General features: G+C 57.5%; 10 protein-coding genes. 7 read left to right on the top strand and 3 right to left on the bottom strand.

Going from position 1 to position 14,387, the window contains the following annotated elements; translation table 11 throughout:
- Positions 1-25: 25 nt before the first annotated feature.
- Positions 26-2,038: a M61 family metallopeptidase gene (locus OHL23_RS06500; protein WP_263350977.1), complete on the bottom strand. Its 2,013-nt coding sequence runs from the start codon at positions 2,036-2,038 to the stop codon at positions 26-28.
- A gap of 332 nt (positions 2,039-2,370) precedes the next feature.
- Here OHL23_RS06500 and OHL23_RS06495 point away from each other — a divergent pair, with 332 nt between their 5' ends.
- The 7 genes from OHL23_RS06495 (at position 2,371) to OHL23_RS06465 (ending at position 13,050) form a co-directional block, all read left to right on the top strand.
- Positions 2,371-3,387 carry a glutamine synthetase gene (locus OHL23_RS06495; RefSeq protein ID WP_263350976.1) on the top strand — a complete coding sequence of 339 codons (1,017 nt, stop codon included), beginning with the start codon at positions 2,371-2,373 and terminating at the stop codon, positions 3,385-3,387.
- 322 nt (positions 3,388-3,709) lie between these two features.
- Entirely contained in the window at positions 3,710-5,098 is a 1,389-nt protein-coding gene (locus OHL23_RS06490; protein ID WP_449701813.1) for a circularly permuted type 2 ATP-grasp protein, read from the top strand.
- Positions 5,099-5,212: 114 nt separating this feature from the next.
- A complete protein-coding gene (locus OHL23_RS06485; RefSeq protein ID WP_263350974.1) occupies positions 5,213-6,175 on the top strand; it encodes an alpha-E domain-containing protein in 963 nt (320 codons plus the stop codon).
- 78 nt (positions 6,176-6,253) lie between these two features.
- Positions 6,254-7,240 carry a transglutaminase family protein gene (locus tag OHL23_RS06480; protein ID WP_263350973.1) on the top strand — a complete coding sequence of 329 codons (987 nt, stop codon included), beginning with the start codon at positions 6,254-6,256 and terminating at the stop codon, positions 7,238-7,240.
- A gap of 248 nt (positions 7,241-7,488) precedes the next feature.
- Positions 7,489-11,277: a TonB-dependent receptor gene (locus tag OHL23_RS06475; RefSeq protein WP_263350972.1), complete on the top strand. Its 3,789-nt coding sequence runs from the start codon at positions 7,489-7,491 to the stop codon at positions 11,275-11,277.
- Between the two features lie 248 nt (positions 11,278-11,525).
- Positions 11,526-12,893: an ABC transporter permease gene (locus OHL23_RS06470; protein WP_263350971.1), complete on the top strand. Its 1,368-nt coding sequence runs from the start codon at positions 11,526-11,528 to the stop codon at positions 12,891-12,893.
- Complete coding sequence (locus OHL23_RS06465; RefSeq protein WP_263350970.1) at positions 12,886-13,050, top strand: hypothetical protein; 165 nt, start codon at positions 12,886-12,888, stop codon at positions 13,048-13,050. The genes OHL23_RS06470 and OHL23_RS06465 overlap by 8 nt, the downstream gene beginning before the upstream one ends.
- Here OHL23_RS06465 and OHL23_RS28725 read toward each other — a convergent pair.
- Positions 13,035-13,289 carry a Trm112 family protein gene (locus OHL23_RS28725; RefSeq protein WP_396127292.1) on the bottom strand — a complete coding sequence of 85 codons (255 nt, stop codon included), beginning with the start codon at positions 13,287-13,289 and terminating at the stop codon, positions 13,035-13,037. The two genes, OHL23_RS06465 and OHL23_RS28725, sit on opposite strands and share 16 nt — an antisense overlap.
- 9 nt (positions 13,290-13,298) lie before the next feature.
- Positions 13,299-14,381 (bottom strand): phosphate acyltransferase PlsX, encoded by a 1,083-nt coding sequence (gene plsX / locus OHL23_RS06460; RefSeq protein ID WP_263350969.1) that lies wholly within the window; start codon positions 14,379-14,381, stop codon positions 13,299-13,301.
- Between the last annotated feature and the right edge of the window lie 6 nt (positions 14,382-14,387).

The following is a 14,387-nucleotide window of genomic DNA, read 5'->3' as shown; positions in this document are numbered from 1 at the left end:
TTGTTGGTTTGTTGACTGAATCTGCTTACTGCTCGTCGTCCTTCTTTGCTTCTGCCGGAGCTTTTTCGGGCGTGGTTCTCGGTGCGGTGATGTTATCCAGATACGCCGGAGTACCTTCGATGCGCTCCAGAACTGGGTAGCGTTCGCCGTCGTGATAGTCGATGTCGAAACTGGAAACGAAGGTATCGGCCTGGACGATCAGGTGGATCGGGTCAGTATTACCCTTCGCAGCCTTGATCGCGTCTTTCAAAGCATCGTTGGAAAAGACATTCCCATCGACGGCGAGGATTTTGTAGCCGGGCGCGATTCGGGATTTGTCCGCCGGACCGTTTTCGCGAACGTCGCTGATCATGCCTTCTGAATTGACGCGAAGGCCGAGCGAGTACCAGCAGTCAAGTCCGGCGCGGCGCGGGCCACCCGCGGAGGCCATCGTCCGTTCGGATTTCGACGGCTTGTCGTGGTAGACGAGCCTGTAGCCGCCCTGCTCGATGCCGGCGACGTCGGCGCGCGTGTTGATCAGGTCGACGCGGTCATGGAGGAACTTGGCCCAATCGTAAGGGACCACCGCGTTCAAGTCCTTGATCAGCTCTTCGCGGTCGTAGGTCACGATATCCGGCCCGGTGTCGCCATTTAAGCCGAGAAAGATCTTCAGGAAATCGTCAAGAGACTTCTTATTGTCGGTAAGCTTGCGGATCAGCGTGTCGGCATCGAGCCAGAGCAGTTCGCCTTCCTGGTAGTAATCTTGCCCGCGCTTCCAGTTCGACCAGGCTGGATTGCCTCCGCGCAGGATGCTGGCGGCAACCGCAGTATCTTCCGTTGGGCGCCAGTCGCGGCCCACCTTGTAATCGAGTTGAGCGGCAGACAATGCGAGCATTTCCCGGTACTGCACCTGGGATTTGAGCCCCGAGCGGGCGGCGAGAACGTTGCCCAGATATTGAGTCATTCCTTCGTAGACCCACAACAACGCGCCTTGCTGAGGGGTGGCGAAGTCAGGCTGGTAAAGGCCGACGGGACGACGGTATTTTCCGTTCCAGCTATGGGTGAATTCATGCGAGAGCAGGTCGGACTCGGCCAACTGGTGATTGTCGTCGGCGAAGCCTTTTTCGCCGACTCCGTTGTCGGAGGACTGGCCGTGTTCCAGGCCTTCGCCGCCGGCAACATCGGAAAGCGTGAGCAGAAAGTGGTAGACGTGGTAGTGATGCGAGGCGTATTCGACGCTGGCTTCGCGGACCAGGTTGCTCACTTCCGCCAGGACACTAGGACGGAGATTTGAGTCTTCCGGCTGGTCGGAGACGACATCGATATAGTGCTTCGGGGTGATCTCGGGAGCGAGTGGAAACTCGTGGAAGTACTGACCGGAGATGACCGGCGAGTCCTCAAGCTGCTCGACGTTCGTGACCGCGTACTTGGTCGTCGCCCCGGCAGCGGGAACGGGATATGGGCCGGAGCCTTCCGGCGTCAGTGCAGTTCCGATTCCCCAGCCTGCGGGAACGATCAGCGAAGGCTGAATCGGAATATCGCGGACCGGAACATGCGCTGGATACAGAAGCAGCTTTTCCCATTCAAGGACCGCCATCTTCTGCGTGACGCGGGCGGTGACGATGCAATCCAGATGCGCGTGCAGCGTGGTCACTCCCTTGGGGATGGTCAGATGAAACTGATACAGATCCACATCATCACGACGCCACGGCAACGTCTGACCGTTGGCGGTAAAGACCACGCCGGTGATGTCATCGACCGGACCGGTAGGGCGATGATTGCCCGGAATCCATTCCGGGGTCGTCAACGTGAGCGCGCCCTCTGTGACCGGCAGATCCACCTCGGCGTGATACAGCTTGCGCGGAGCGTCGGTCAGGATGGCCGTGATCTGGATGGGGGTGCGCGGAGCCGTTTGCCCGGCAGCTTTCTCGGTCTTTTTCGGGGATTGCTTTTCGGCCTGAATCGGGGACGGGCTCGCAGCGAGGAATACAGCAAGGGCAACTATCGATAGGCCGGACAAGAGTCTGGGGCTAAGGCAGGGGCGACGCCGGGAAGACATATTTAGGTTAAATCTCCTTGAAAACGATGCTATCAGTCCCGGAATGCCGGGCAGAGCGAAACCCGAGCCGCAAGTCCGCGCCCCGCGTAGTCATGTTCCGTGCAAAATTCCGGGCCTTGGCCGCGCGCTTACGTTTTCTTTATATGTCTCGGCCTCTCCCGGTTTACCCTGAATTCACAATCATCAGCAGACCACTTCCTTTGCTGCGTTGTTGTTATTGAATTGAAGTACCTCGCAGACAAAAAGCGCATCAAGGCCGTTTCCTTGATGTTCTCGAAAATTGAACCCCAAGATTTGTCCTGTTTTGATTCCTTCATTTCAAAAGGAGATTTATGTCCAAATACAAACTCGAGTACATCTGGCTTGACGGCAAGAAGCCGGTTCCTGGCCTGCGCGGAAAGACTCTTCTCAAAGATTTTGCGACGCCGCCCACCCTTGCCGACCTGCCCCACTGGGGTTTTGACGGCAGCTCCACCATGCAGGCCGAGGGCAAAAGCTCCGATTGCGTGCTGAAACCGGTGGCTCTCTATCCCGATGCAAGCCGCAAGGACGCATATATCGTCCTGAGCGAAGTCATGCATCCCGATGGCACGCCGCACTCCACCAATTACCGCGCCACGATCGAAAATGATCCGGACCTGTGGATAGGCTTCGAGCAGGAGTACTTCCTCTTCAAGGACGGCCGTCCGCTCGGCTTCCCGGAAGGTGGCTATCCGAATATTCCGCAGGGTCCGTACTACTGCGGCGTCGGCTACAAGTACATGGGCAGCATCGCCCGCCAAATTGTCGAAGAGCACCTGGAACTCTGCCTCGCCGCGGGAATCAACCATGAAGGCATCAACGCGGAGGTCGCGAAGGGCCAGTGGGAGTTCCAGATCTTCGCCAAAGGCTCGGCCAAAGCCGCCGACGATCTCTGGACCGCTCGCTATCTGATGATGCGTCTCTGCGAGAAATACGAAGTCGATGTGGAATTGCATTGCAAACCGATCAAGGGCGACTGGAATGGGTCAGGCATGCACACCAACTTCTCGACGAAGTACCTGCGCGAGGTGGGCGGCAAAGAATACTTCGAATCGCTGATGAAGGCGTTTGGGGAAAATGTCTCCGAACACATCGCCGTCTATGGCCCAGATAACCATCTGCGGCTGACCGGTCATCACGAGACGCAGGCAATCGACAAGTTCAGCTACGGCCTCTCCGACCGCGGCGCTTCGATCCGGATGCCCGTCAACTTCATCCGGAATGGCTACAAAGGCTATCTGGAAGATCGCCGGCCGAACTCCGAAGGCGATCCCTACCAGATCGTCTCGCGGATTCTGCATACGATCAACAACGTTCCCAAGCCCTGATTCAAAGGGGGACAGAGCGGAAATCGAAAAAGCGAGAACGCGGCATACCTGTAACGGGTGTGCCGCTTGTTCGTGGTGTAACGGTCGCGGCTTCTCCCGCACCGGAACATTTTCCTGGGTTGCCGTTTCCTCCTTCCGGTGTACTCTATTGGGAACTGCAACACGATTCCCAACAAATTTTCATGATCGACATCTTTCTTTTAAGGATTCCGCCATCTCTCAGATGAGTGCCAACGTACCCGTCAGTGCCTCCGGCGCCGGCAAGCCTATCGAAGTAGAGAGGCTATTCCGCGATTACCTGCTGGACGGAGCCTATGACGAGATGCGCACGCCGGATGGGAGCATCCGACCGCAATACAAGGCGCTGGTCGAGACACTGGCTTGCCTGCCGCAGGAGGAACTGCTGCGGCGCAAACAATCCGCCGACCTGTCGTTCCTGACCCAGGGCATTACCTTCACCGTGTATGGCCGCGATGAGGGAACGGAACGAATCTTCCCCTACGACCTGGTGCCCCGGATGATCTCCGCCCAGGAGTGGGATCGGATCGAACGAGGACTGACCCAGCGCATCACCGCTCTCAATCACTTTCTGCGCGACGTTTACGGCGAAGGCAAGATCCTGAACGACCGCGTCGTTCCACGCGACATCGTTTATAGCTGCAAGCATTACCGGCGTCAGATGTGCGGATTGGAAGTGCCGCGCAATGTGTATATTGCCGTCGTCGGCACGGACCTGCTCCGGCTGCGGACCGGCGAGTTTGTCGTGCTGGAAGACAATCTTCGCGTCCCCTCCGGCGTCAGCTACATGCTGACCAATCGCAGGGTCATGAAGCGGACCTTTCCACAGCTATTCCACAGCTACGGTGTGCGGCCGATCGAGCACTATCCGCAACTGCTGCTGAATACCCTGCGGTCGCTCGCTCCCGAAGGCAGGCCGGAGCCGAATATCGTGCTGCTGACTCCGGGCGTGTACAACTCGGCCTACTTCGAGCACACCTATCTTGCCCGCCAAATGGGGATCGAACTCGTCGAGGGACGCGATCTGGTGACGCACGACAACATCGTCTACATGCGCACCACAGACGGTCTAAAGCGGGTGGACGTGATCTACCGCCGCGTCGATGATGACTTCAGCGATCCGCTGATCTTCCGCGCCGACTCGGGACTGGGCTGCGCCGGCCTCTTCAATGCCTATCGCGCCGGCAATGTCACGGTCACGAATGCCTTTGGCACCGGCCTCGCCGACGACAAAGCCATGTATGCGTATGTGCCGGATATCATCAAGTACTACCTCGGCGAAGACCCGATCCTGCCCAACGTGAAGACCTACCTGCTGACCGAGGAAAAGTCTCGTCAGCACGTGCTGGCGAACCTAGACAAACTCGTAGTGAAAGCAGTAGGCGAGAGCGGCGGCTACGGAATGCTGATCGGACCACAGTCGACGACCGCTCAGCGAGCGGATTTTGCCCGGGCGATCGAGGCGAATCCGAGAAACTACATTGCCCAGCCCACCTTGGATTTTTCGCGCGCGCCATGCCTTTTCGGCAGCCAAATTGAGCCCCGGCACGTCGACCTGCGGCCCTACATCCTCTTCGGCGACAAGGTAAACATCGTCCCCGGGGGCCTGACCCGCGTCGCTCTGGAAAAAGGTTCGCTGGTAGTGAACTCCTCACAGGGAGGCGGAAGCAAAGACACGTGGGTGCTGGAGTAACTTTCAGCCTCTAGCTCCTAGCCTCCAGCTTTCAGCTAGGAAGCGGTTTGATCGAACAGAGAGGAAGCTAGCGGCTAGGAGCTGGCAGCTAGCAGCTCATTTTCAGGAGTCCAAATGCTTTCACGCGTCGCCGACAGCCTCTACTGGATGAGCCGCTACCTGGAGCGCTCGGAAAACACTGTGCGCCAGCTCGACGTGACCATGAGTCTGCTGCTAGATTCCTCAGAGACCAGTGCGGACACTCGCTGGCAGCGCCTGCTGACCTCGCTAGGCAACCCGCCAGGAGTGGAGTGGACCGGCGATGCGGACGGGATGACCCGCGCCCTGATCTTCGACCCGACCAATGCCGCTTCCGTTACCACCTGCATCAATGCAGCCCGCGAAAATGCGCGCCAAGTGCGAGAGGAGATCAGCACCGAACAATGGCAGCGACTAAACCGGCTCTACCACCAGATGCATTCCCCCCATGCGCAGGCGCAATTCCGGGCCAATATGAACGACTTCCTCGCATCGATCATCGATGGCATTCACCTCTTCAAAGGCGTGAGCGATACAACGATGATTCACGGCGAGGGCTGGCAGTTCATTCGCCTTGGGCGCTATCTGGAGCGGGCCTATGCCACGGCCACGCTGCTGGAGGTGTATCAGGAGAGCCTGCTGAATCTGGCCGAACAAGAGCATTCCGGTTATCAATACCTGGAGCAAGTGGGCTTGCTGCGCTGCTGCACCTCGTTTGAAGCCTACTGCCAGGTCTATACAGCGGATCTTTCTCCGGATCGCATTCTCGAATTCCTGCTGCTCAATCGGGACTTCCCGCACGCACTGCGCTATTCGATTGACGGGGTCCGGCAATCGCTCGACGCCATCCAGCGCGCGGGAGGACGGCGTCCACCGGATGAGTTGCTCGCGACCGCGGGCAAGCTGCACTCCATGCTTCGCTACACAACGATCAATGAGATCCTTGAAGGCAATCCGGGCGCGTTTCTGCACTCCATCCGTGAGCAATGCAAGCAGATTCATGAGTTGATCTATCGGTATTACGTGCAATATTCCATCCAGTCAGCGCTGGCAGTTTAGGAGTTTCCCAGCCACGCGCTGTAACTCGCCGTAACTCTTTGACACTTTTCCAAAGGCCTATCCGCATCGGGAGCGAGCATGAATTTCTATTCGATCCGTCATCTTACCCGCTTTCGCTACAAGGACCCGGTAAGCGAAAGCATCATGGAAACCCGGATGCATCCGCGCTCGGATCACAATCAGCATTGCCTGTCTTTTTCTCTTTCTGTAAGCCCTCGGTGCCGTGTCTTCAGCTATCGCGATCAATACGGAAACAATGTGCAGCACTTCGATATTCCCGGCGAGCACGACCAGTTGGTGATCGTGGCCGAGTCCCTGGTGGAACAGCAGGCCCAGGTGGATGTACCCGCTTTTTTATCCCCTGATGCATGGGATGCTCTGGACGCTATGGTGGCCGACGGCGACTACGGCGAGATGCTCCTGCCCAGCACATTTGCACAGCCAACTCCCGCACTGCTGGAAATGGCCAGAAAGCTGAACGTGGTTCGCCGGGACGATCCACTCATGGTCGTGCACGAGTTGAACCGTAGCATTTATGAGTATTTTGAGTACGTGCCGCGTTCGACGCGCGTGGACTCGCCAATTGACGAGGCAATCGCAAGCCATCAGGGCGTCTGTCAGGATTTCGCGCACACCATGATTGCGCTGCTACGCCATATCGGCATACCTGCGCGTTATGTGAGCGGATATCTGTATCGCAGCAGGGAAGATCATGACCGCTCCACGCCGGATGTCTCGCACGCCTGGGTCGAGGTACTGCTGCCACATCTGAACTGGGTCGGCCTCGACCCCACCAACGACCTGATCGCATACAACCGGCACATTCGCACGGCCGTTGGGCGCGATTATGCCGATGTGCCTCCGACGCATGGGATATTTCGTGGAAAAACCGACAGCGAATTGTATGTCGCAGTGCATGTAGAAGCTAGCATGGATCCGCCGCCGCTCGACCGGAAGCTCCCGATCCCGGACGACTGGTCCGTTCTCGTGGAGCGCGCTCAGCAGCCCCCGGAGCGGGCGATCCCGATGCTTGACGCCCAGCAGATGCAACAGCAACAGCAGTAGACCGCCATGGAATTAGCGATTGTGCTTATGTGCACCATGGTTCCTTTATCAGGATTCACAACGAAACGGAGGGAATAATTCCTGTTGAATCTTAAAGAATTATCGTGCAAGATATAGGCACTTATAAGAGTGGGAAGGTCCGACAACCACCTCTATCTGGACCCAGCCGGCAAGACCATCCCGGGGAATTGTAATAATCCCCAATAAAACTCACCCTTTTGCACCTGAACGATTTCGGAGGAATAGACGTGAAACGATCCCATCTGGGAGCGATGCTCTTGTGCATCGTCCTTTCCTGTAGCCTCGCTTTCGGCCAATCCGCAACCACTTCGCTTCGCGGTACGATCAAGGATCCCAGCGGCGCCCTCGTTCCGAACGCAATGGTTTCTATTACAGATCAGAGCGTAGATAAGACGCTAACCGCAACCACCAACAATGAAGGCACCTACCAGTTTCCGCAGATCCCGCCAGCACGATATCTGATTACGGTTACGGCCCAGGGGCTGGGAAGCGAGTCCAAAACCGCCGAATTGCTTGTGAACCAGCCGGCGACCATCGACTTCAAGCTCTCCATTCAGACGAATTCGGTCACGGTGGATGTAACCGCCAGTGCACAGACGCTGAACACCACCGACGCCTCCATGGGCAACTCGGTGGACAATCAGATGATTCAATCCCTGCCCATGGATGGCCGCGATCCGGTCTCGCTGCTCGCCCTCCAACCCGGCGTGCTATATCTCGGCGAAGGCGGCGGCAACAGTGCCACCGGAAACCAGGAGAACACCGACAGCCGACAGGGAGCCGTTTCCGGCAGCCGTTCCGATCAGGGAAACATTACCCTCGACGGGCTGGATGACAACGATCAGGTTAACGGATACGCTTTTACCGGCGTTCTGCGCTCGACGCTTGACTCGACAGAAGAGTTCCGCGTGACCACGTCCAATGGAACGGCGGACGCCGGACGCTCCTCCGGAGCCCAGATCTCACTGATCACCAAGAAGGGCACCAATAAATATCACGGATCGGCGTACGAGTATTACCGTCCGACCAACACCGTCAGCAACAACTGGTTTCTGAAGAACTCACAACTCTCGGCTGGTCAGCCCAATATTCCGGCGAAGTATCTCAGGAACGTATTTGGAGCAAGCGCTGGTGGCCCTATCAAGAAGGACAAGATTTTCTTCTTCGCGAACTTCGAAGGGCTGCGCCAAGCTATTGACGACATCGCCACGCAAACTGTCCCTACGGCCGCCTTTCAGGCCGGGACGATTCAATATCAGGACGGCAACGGCAACACCGACACTATTACAACTCCAGAGCTTCAAGCCCTGGACGCCCCATGCGCTTCCAACACGTTCAATGGCGCGCCGGTATGCCCCTGGGGTCCGGGTCCCGATCCCAATGTACTGTCGTATTACGCAAAAGTACCCGTTGCAACCGGATCGGCATCGGGCGACGGACTCAACAACGGTTCGCTATTCTTCCCGGTCAAGGTGCCGACGACGCAGAACACGAGCATCATCAAGTTAGATGCCAATCTGACCAACAAACAGCAGGTTTTTGCACGTGGCAACTACCAGAAAGATACCTACGCCGGAGACGCCAATCTGCCGGGCCAGCCTCCTTCCTATCTGAAGGAATTCAACACCAAGGGTCTTGCCTTTGGGCATACCTGGACGCCGACCAGCAACATCGTCAATGATGTCCGTTACGGCTATGTGCGCCAGGGGTACGGTCAGTCGGGACTGGTAACAGGCGACTACATCAGTTTCCGATTCATCGTGCAGCCAACTGCACAGACATTCATGACCGTGAATGATGTGCCGGTCCACAACATCACGGACACCTTTACCCTGACCAAGGGCAACCACACCATCACTCTCGGCGCCAACTGGCGCCTGGTGCAAAGCATCAACAATTCAGATGCTCTTTCGTTCAACAACGCCAGCACCAATCCGTATTGGCTTGGTGGCTCTCCCGCCGACCCCTCCTCGCTTGGCACCGGTCTTCCCGCCGTGAGTTCAAGTTTTGAGAACTCGTATGTGATTGCCTATGCGACGCTCGTGGGAACCGTCCCGCAGCTCACCAATGCGTACAACTACAAGGTATCTTCGCCAACCGCAGCTACGTTAATGGTCGACGGAGCGCCCATCAGCCGTCATTTCAAGGCCAACGAGTATGAGTGGTATGTACAGGACAGTTGGCGCGTCCGGTCTAATCTCAACTTAATCTTTGGCTTGCGTCATACAATTCTCCAAACTCCCTACGAAACCAACGGTCAGCAGGTCGCCCCTACGATCAACACCGATGCCTGGTTCAAACAACGCGGCGACGCCGCAGCGCAGGGAGTCGTTTACGAGCCAGCTCTGCAATTCTCTCCTGCCGGCAAGGCCAATAACGCGCCTGGATACTGGCCAAAGGCAAAGAATAACTTCGCGCCCCGGCTCGCTGCAGTCTGGTCGCCCAATACCAAAACCTCGCTTCGCGTCGGAGCGGGTATTTACTTTGACCATTACGGCGAGGCTCTGACCAGTAACTTCAGCCAGAATGGCTCTTTTGGCCTGAGCACCGATCTCCAGAACCAGGGGGATGTTCTCGGCTTTGAGACTTCACCGCGCTTTACCAGCGCGAGCGCACTGCCCGCCATCAGTCTGCCGGCCCCGGTCCAATCGGCGACATTTCCATATACGCCGCCGACCCGTTCGTTTCTGGACACCGTTGGCGTGGATAACCGTTTGAAAACTCCTTACTCCGAGGCATTCAACCTCTCATTTCAGCGAGAGTTGCCCGGAGGTTTCATCTTTGAAGAGGCCTATGTTGGGCGACTTGGACGGCATCTTCTGCAGCAGATCGACTTGGCCGAACCGGTGAACTTCAACGACCCGCAAGGTGGCGGAACGTACTTTGCTGCCGCCGCCCAGCTCTCGAAGCTCGTGGACCAACACCAGGGAGCCTATGGCACTGGAAGCTCCGGAAATGGCATGACGCCGGTCTCGGTACCGACAATTCAGTATTTCGAGGACGTTTTCCCGCAGATGAAGAACCTCGATTTCATGGGTGAATCGGCGACCGAGGCGACTTATAACCATGAATGGGCGCCCAATCGCTACGTGGCAGGGGAAACGACCGCGCTCGCAGACATCGATTTTTATTGCAACTACGGGGGTTACTGCCAAAACGGCGGGAGCAAGTTCTGGCAGGGCCAGTTTTCCTCTCTCTACGCATGGGACACTATCGGCACCAGCTCCTACAACGCCCTGCAGGCGACCTTACGGCACCCCACCAGCCACGGCGTAAGCGTCGATGTCAGCTATACCCTGTCCAAGTCGATCGACATGAACTCCGGAACGGAACGCGCCTCAGAATTCGCCCAAATTGACACCCTGAGCGGCTCGGCGATCCAAAATACCTGGAGTCCGAAATTGAACAAGGGTGTCTCGGACTTTGATACGCGCCATCTCGTGACTGGTGATCTGGTTTATGACCTGCCAGTCGGCCGAGGCAAGAGATTCCTCGGCAGCAGCACAGCCTTGATTGACAGCGTTCTTGGAGGATGGACGATAGGCGGAATTACGCGCTGGACGAGCGGACTACCGTTCTCCCTCTTTGAGCCTGGCTGGACTACCGACTGGAATCTGGAGGGCTACGGCGAACAGACCGGATACGTCAAGACCCGTAAGCACTCCATCAACGGACAGGAGCAGGTCTTTGACAATCCCTCGGCAATTAACGCCGGAGTTGAAACTTCGCTTGGTCCCGTTCGCCTGCCCTATCCCGGTGAACCAGGTTCCCGCAATAACTTTCGTGGCGACGGCTACTTTGACATCGACAACACCCTGAGCAAGGTCTGGAAGATGGGAGACATAGGCAGGTTGAAGTTCGACGGCGAAGTGTACAACGTGACCAACACCAACCGCTTTGACACAAGCAGCCTTACCGAGGGCCTCACCGGCGGCACGCTTGGCGCTTACGGTACGACTCTTCCGGCACAGAGCAACTTCCGCCGCATGCAGTTCGGGCTCCGATACGACTTCTGAGAGGACTTGATTCATTCGGATCAAAGCCGGACGCCGGGGGAGTTCCACTCCTCCGGCGTTCTTCATTTTGTGCCTGTAGAGTTAAGAATGCCCCTGCTTTGCGGGATTCGAACGAGCGTATCGGCTCAAACTCCCACACCCGTCCCCGAGCTTGGTGGGCATGGCGAGTAAGCTAGTTGAGGAAGAGCGGCTTTGCGAAAAGGTTTGGGAAGCAATTCGGTTCCGGCCGCATCCAAGAAGAGAATCCTATGAATCCTGTCGAACAATCCCGGGAAGAAGCACAGAAGAAGGTGGTTGCGAGGCCCGAGCCGGTTTCGCGGCAGGAGCGGGACCGACAGGACCAAACCAAACAGGACCAGGCCCGGTACGACTCCTTCAAACGCACCCTCCTCAGTGCGCGGCGCACCATCGCCTTCAGCGAAACCATGAGCCTGGCAATCGATAGCTTTCGCGCCAGCAAAGGACGTTTTGCGCTGACTGCACTGGGAATGGTGATCGGTTCCGCTTCCGTGATTCTGGTGGTCACCATCGGGTTGACGGGACGCGACTACGCGCTGGGGCTGATCGAGAAGATTGGCACCAACATGGTTGAGTTGGAGTACGCAGGCGGCGGGGCAACCGGCACGGAAAGCGCGATGTACAACGACTATCTGACTCGCGACGATGAACGAGCCGTCGATTCGCAGGTGCCCAGCGTTCTCTTCTCCTCGCCCGTGCTCGAAATGCACGACAGGATCAGCTTTGGCGGAGGAGTTGTCAAAGACACGCTCGTCCTCGGCGTCGTTCCGCAGTATCAACAGGTGCGGAATTTGATTGTGACGGACGGCCGATTCATGGACGATCAAGACGAAAACGCGCATATCAAGTGTGCCGTCGTGACGATCCCATTTGCGATTGAGAGATATGGCAGCGCAGACGCGGCGGTTGGCCAGAGCTTTGAGATCAGCGGGATCCCGTTCACGATCATCGGAACTTTCAGAGAGAGTGTGGACGATTTCGGGCAGTCCGAACTCACCGACAACACCATTCTGATCCCGTATTCGGTCGCGCGATACTTCACCGGCACAGACAATGTGAAGCAGATTTACTTTTCCCTGCACAGCATGGACGACGTGCCGGACGCGGCAATCGCCATACGTAACATCGTCAAGGCGCGGCACAAACCCAACTCGGTATACAAAACGACCGATTTGAAGGAATTGTTGACCACAGCCGCTGAAATATCCGAAGGGTTGACCGCGGTGCTGATTGCCGTAGCTATGGTTACACTGGCTGTCGGCGGCGTAGGCATCATGAACATCATGCTGGCCAACGTACGCGCGCGTATTCGCGAAATCGGAATTCGCAAGGCTCTCGGAGCCACCTCGCGCGAGATTCGACTGCAATTCCTGACCGAAGCCGTGATGATTTCGCTGGCAGGAGGCGCTGTTGGCACGATACTCGGCCTTGCCCTTCCGCTTTCCGTGCGGCTGTTTACCAGTTACGCGATTCCGATTTCGCCGTGGTCGATCGTCGTCGCGCTCGGCGTTTCGCTGCTGGTTGGTGTAATCTTCGGCACCGTCCCCGCGACACGCGCAGCACAGATGGATCCGGTGGAGTCGCTCAAATATGAGTAAACTAGCGGACGACCTGCAGAGTTCGCCGGAATCAGAACGGAAAACAGAGCCGAAGAGCCCAAATCTGATCCCGCTTTATGCACTTTTGGCGCTGGGTCTGCTGGCGGCGATGGGCTTTGCCGCGATGGTCATCTGGCCGTTTTACGCGCGACAGTAGTTGTCTCGGTCCGAATCAGGCATTTCACGACAGACAGCGCGTTCAGGAATCAACACTGGGATTCCGTCAATGAGCGGATAACCCCGCTTGCAATCGACACAATGAATCCGTGAATCCCGCAAATCGAGCCGCAACGCGCCAAAACAAACCGGGCACACCAATTGCTCCAGAGTTAGGCTGTCGAAACCGTGGCCGTTGAACTCGCGAGATTGTTCGTGTGAGCGGTGCGGGACGGGCATGAGGCGATACTACTGGATGATCGAATCGTCCGGCTTCGCGTTGGAACTGGGAGGATGTTGCGGCCGGTTGGATAGTTCGTGTTCAATCCGGGTGTTGATACCCGCCTTGGCGAATTCCATGGCGACGCGGATGCCGTTAAAGATCGCGATTTCGTTCGAGGAGCCGTGGCCGATGATGCAGACGCCGCGCACACCAAGCAGCGGAGCGCCGCCATACTCGTTGTAGTCCAGGCGGCGGCGGAAGTCGTTGAATGCCTTGCGGGAGAGCATGGCTCCAACCTGCGCCGTTACCGTGCGCGTCAGAGATTCACGCAGCAGGTCGCGGAAGAGGCGGCCGATTCCCTCGCCAGTCTTCAGCGCAACATTCCCGACAAAGCCGTCGCAGACGATCACGTCCGCGCTACCGTTGAAAATATCCCGCCCCTCGACGTTCCCAATGAAATGAATGGGCAGAGCTTTGAGTAACGGAAAAGCCTCGCGAGTCAGATCGTTGCCCTTGGTTTCTTCTTCGCCAATCGACAACAGGCCGACCCGCGGCCGGGCAATCTTGAGCACAAAGCGGGCAAACATCTCGCCCATCACCGCGAACTGCTCCAGATTGTATGCCTTGCAGTCCACATTGGCACCAACGTCGAGCAGCACACAGGGCGAACCGGTCACGGTAGGCATACGCGCAGTCAGAGCCGGACGGTCCACGCCCGGCAGCGCGCCGAGCACCATCTTGGCCGTTGCCATCGCCGCGCCGGTGTTTCCGGCGGTAACGAAGCCTGCGACCTTCTTTTCCTTCACCAGCTTAAGGCCGACGCGCATGGAGCTGTCCTTTTTGGAGCGGACAGCGTGCGCAGCTTTCTCCTCCATGCCGATGCGTTCCGAGGCATGGTGGATGACGATGGGAAGATCTTCGTCCTCGAGATACTCGTCGAGCAGATCCCGCAGCTCCGGCTCAGGCCCGACCATGTGCACACGCACGGGGAGAGCCCTGCAGGCCTCAATAGCTCCACGAATCTCCGGCTCAGGAGCCTTGTCCGAACCAAAAGCGTCCAGCGCGATGTCGATCAGCGTTGGAACCGGAAGCTTGGGCGCTGGAAGCATAGGAGA

This window comes from Acidicapsa acidisoli (genome assembly GCF_025685625.1).
Lineage (GTDB): Bacteria > Acidobacteriota > Terriglobia > Terriglobales > Acidobacteriaceae > Acidicapsa > Acidicapsa acidisoli.
Note: the sequence above shows the minus strand (reverse complement) of the source record. Positions and strands in the feature narration are given on the sequence as shown.

What these genes read in the sequence shown, in the direction of transcription:
- OHL23_RS06500 (WP_263350977.1), bottom strand. Translation starts at nt 2,038, where the DNA reads ATGTCTTCCCGGCGTCGCCCCTGCCTTAGCCCCAGACTCTTGTCCGGC.
- OHL23_RS06495 (WP_263350976.1), top strand. Translation starts at nt 2,371, where the DNA reads ATGTCCAAATACAAACTCGAGTACATCTGGCTTGACGGCAAGAAGCCG.
- OHL23_RS06490 (WP_449701813.1), top strand. Translation starts at nt 3,710, where the DNA reads ATGCGCACGCCGGATGGGAGCATCCGACCGCAATACAAGGCGCTGGTC.
- OHL23_RS06485 (WP_263350974.1), top strand. Translation starts at nt 5,213, where the DNA reads ATGCTTTCACGCGTCGCCGACAGCCTCTACTGGATGAGCCGCTACCTG.
- OHL23_RS06480 (WP_263350973.1), top strand. Translation starts at nt 6,254, where the DNA reads ATGAATTTCTATTCGATCCGTCATCTTACCCGCTTTCGCTACAAGGAC.
- OHL23_RS06470 (WP_263350971.1), top strand. Translation starts at nt 11,526, where the DNA reads ATGAATCCTGTCGAACAATCCCGGGAAGAAGCACAGAAGAAGGTGGTT.
- OHL23_RS06465 (WP_263350970.1), top strand. Translation starts at nt 12,886, where the DNA reads ATGAGTAAACTAGCGGACGACCTGCAGAGTTCGCCGGAATCAGAACGG.
- OHL23_RS28725 (WP_396127292.1), bottom strand. Translation starts at nt 13,289, where the DNA reads ATGCCCGTCCCGCACCGCTCACACGAACAATCTCGCGAGTTCAACGGC.
- plsX (WP_263350969.1), bottom strand. Translation starts at nt 14,381, where the DNA reads ATGCTTCCAGCGCCCAAGCTTCCGGTTCCAACGCTGATCGACATCGCG.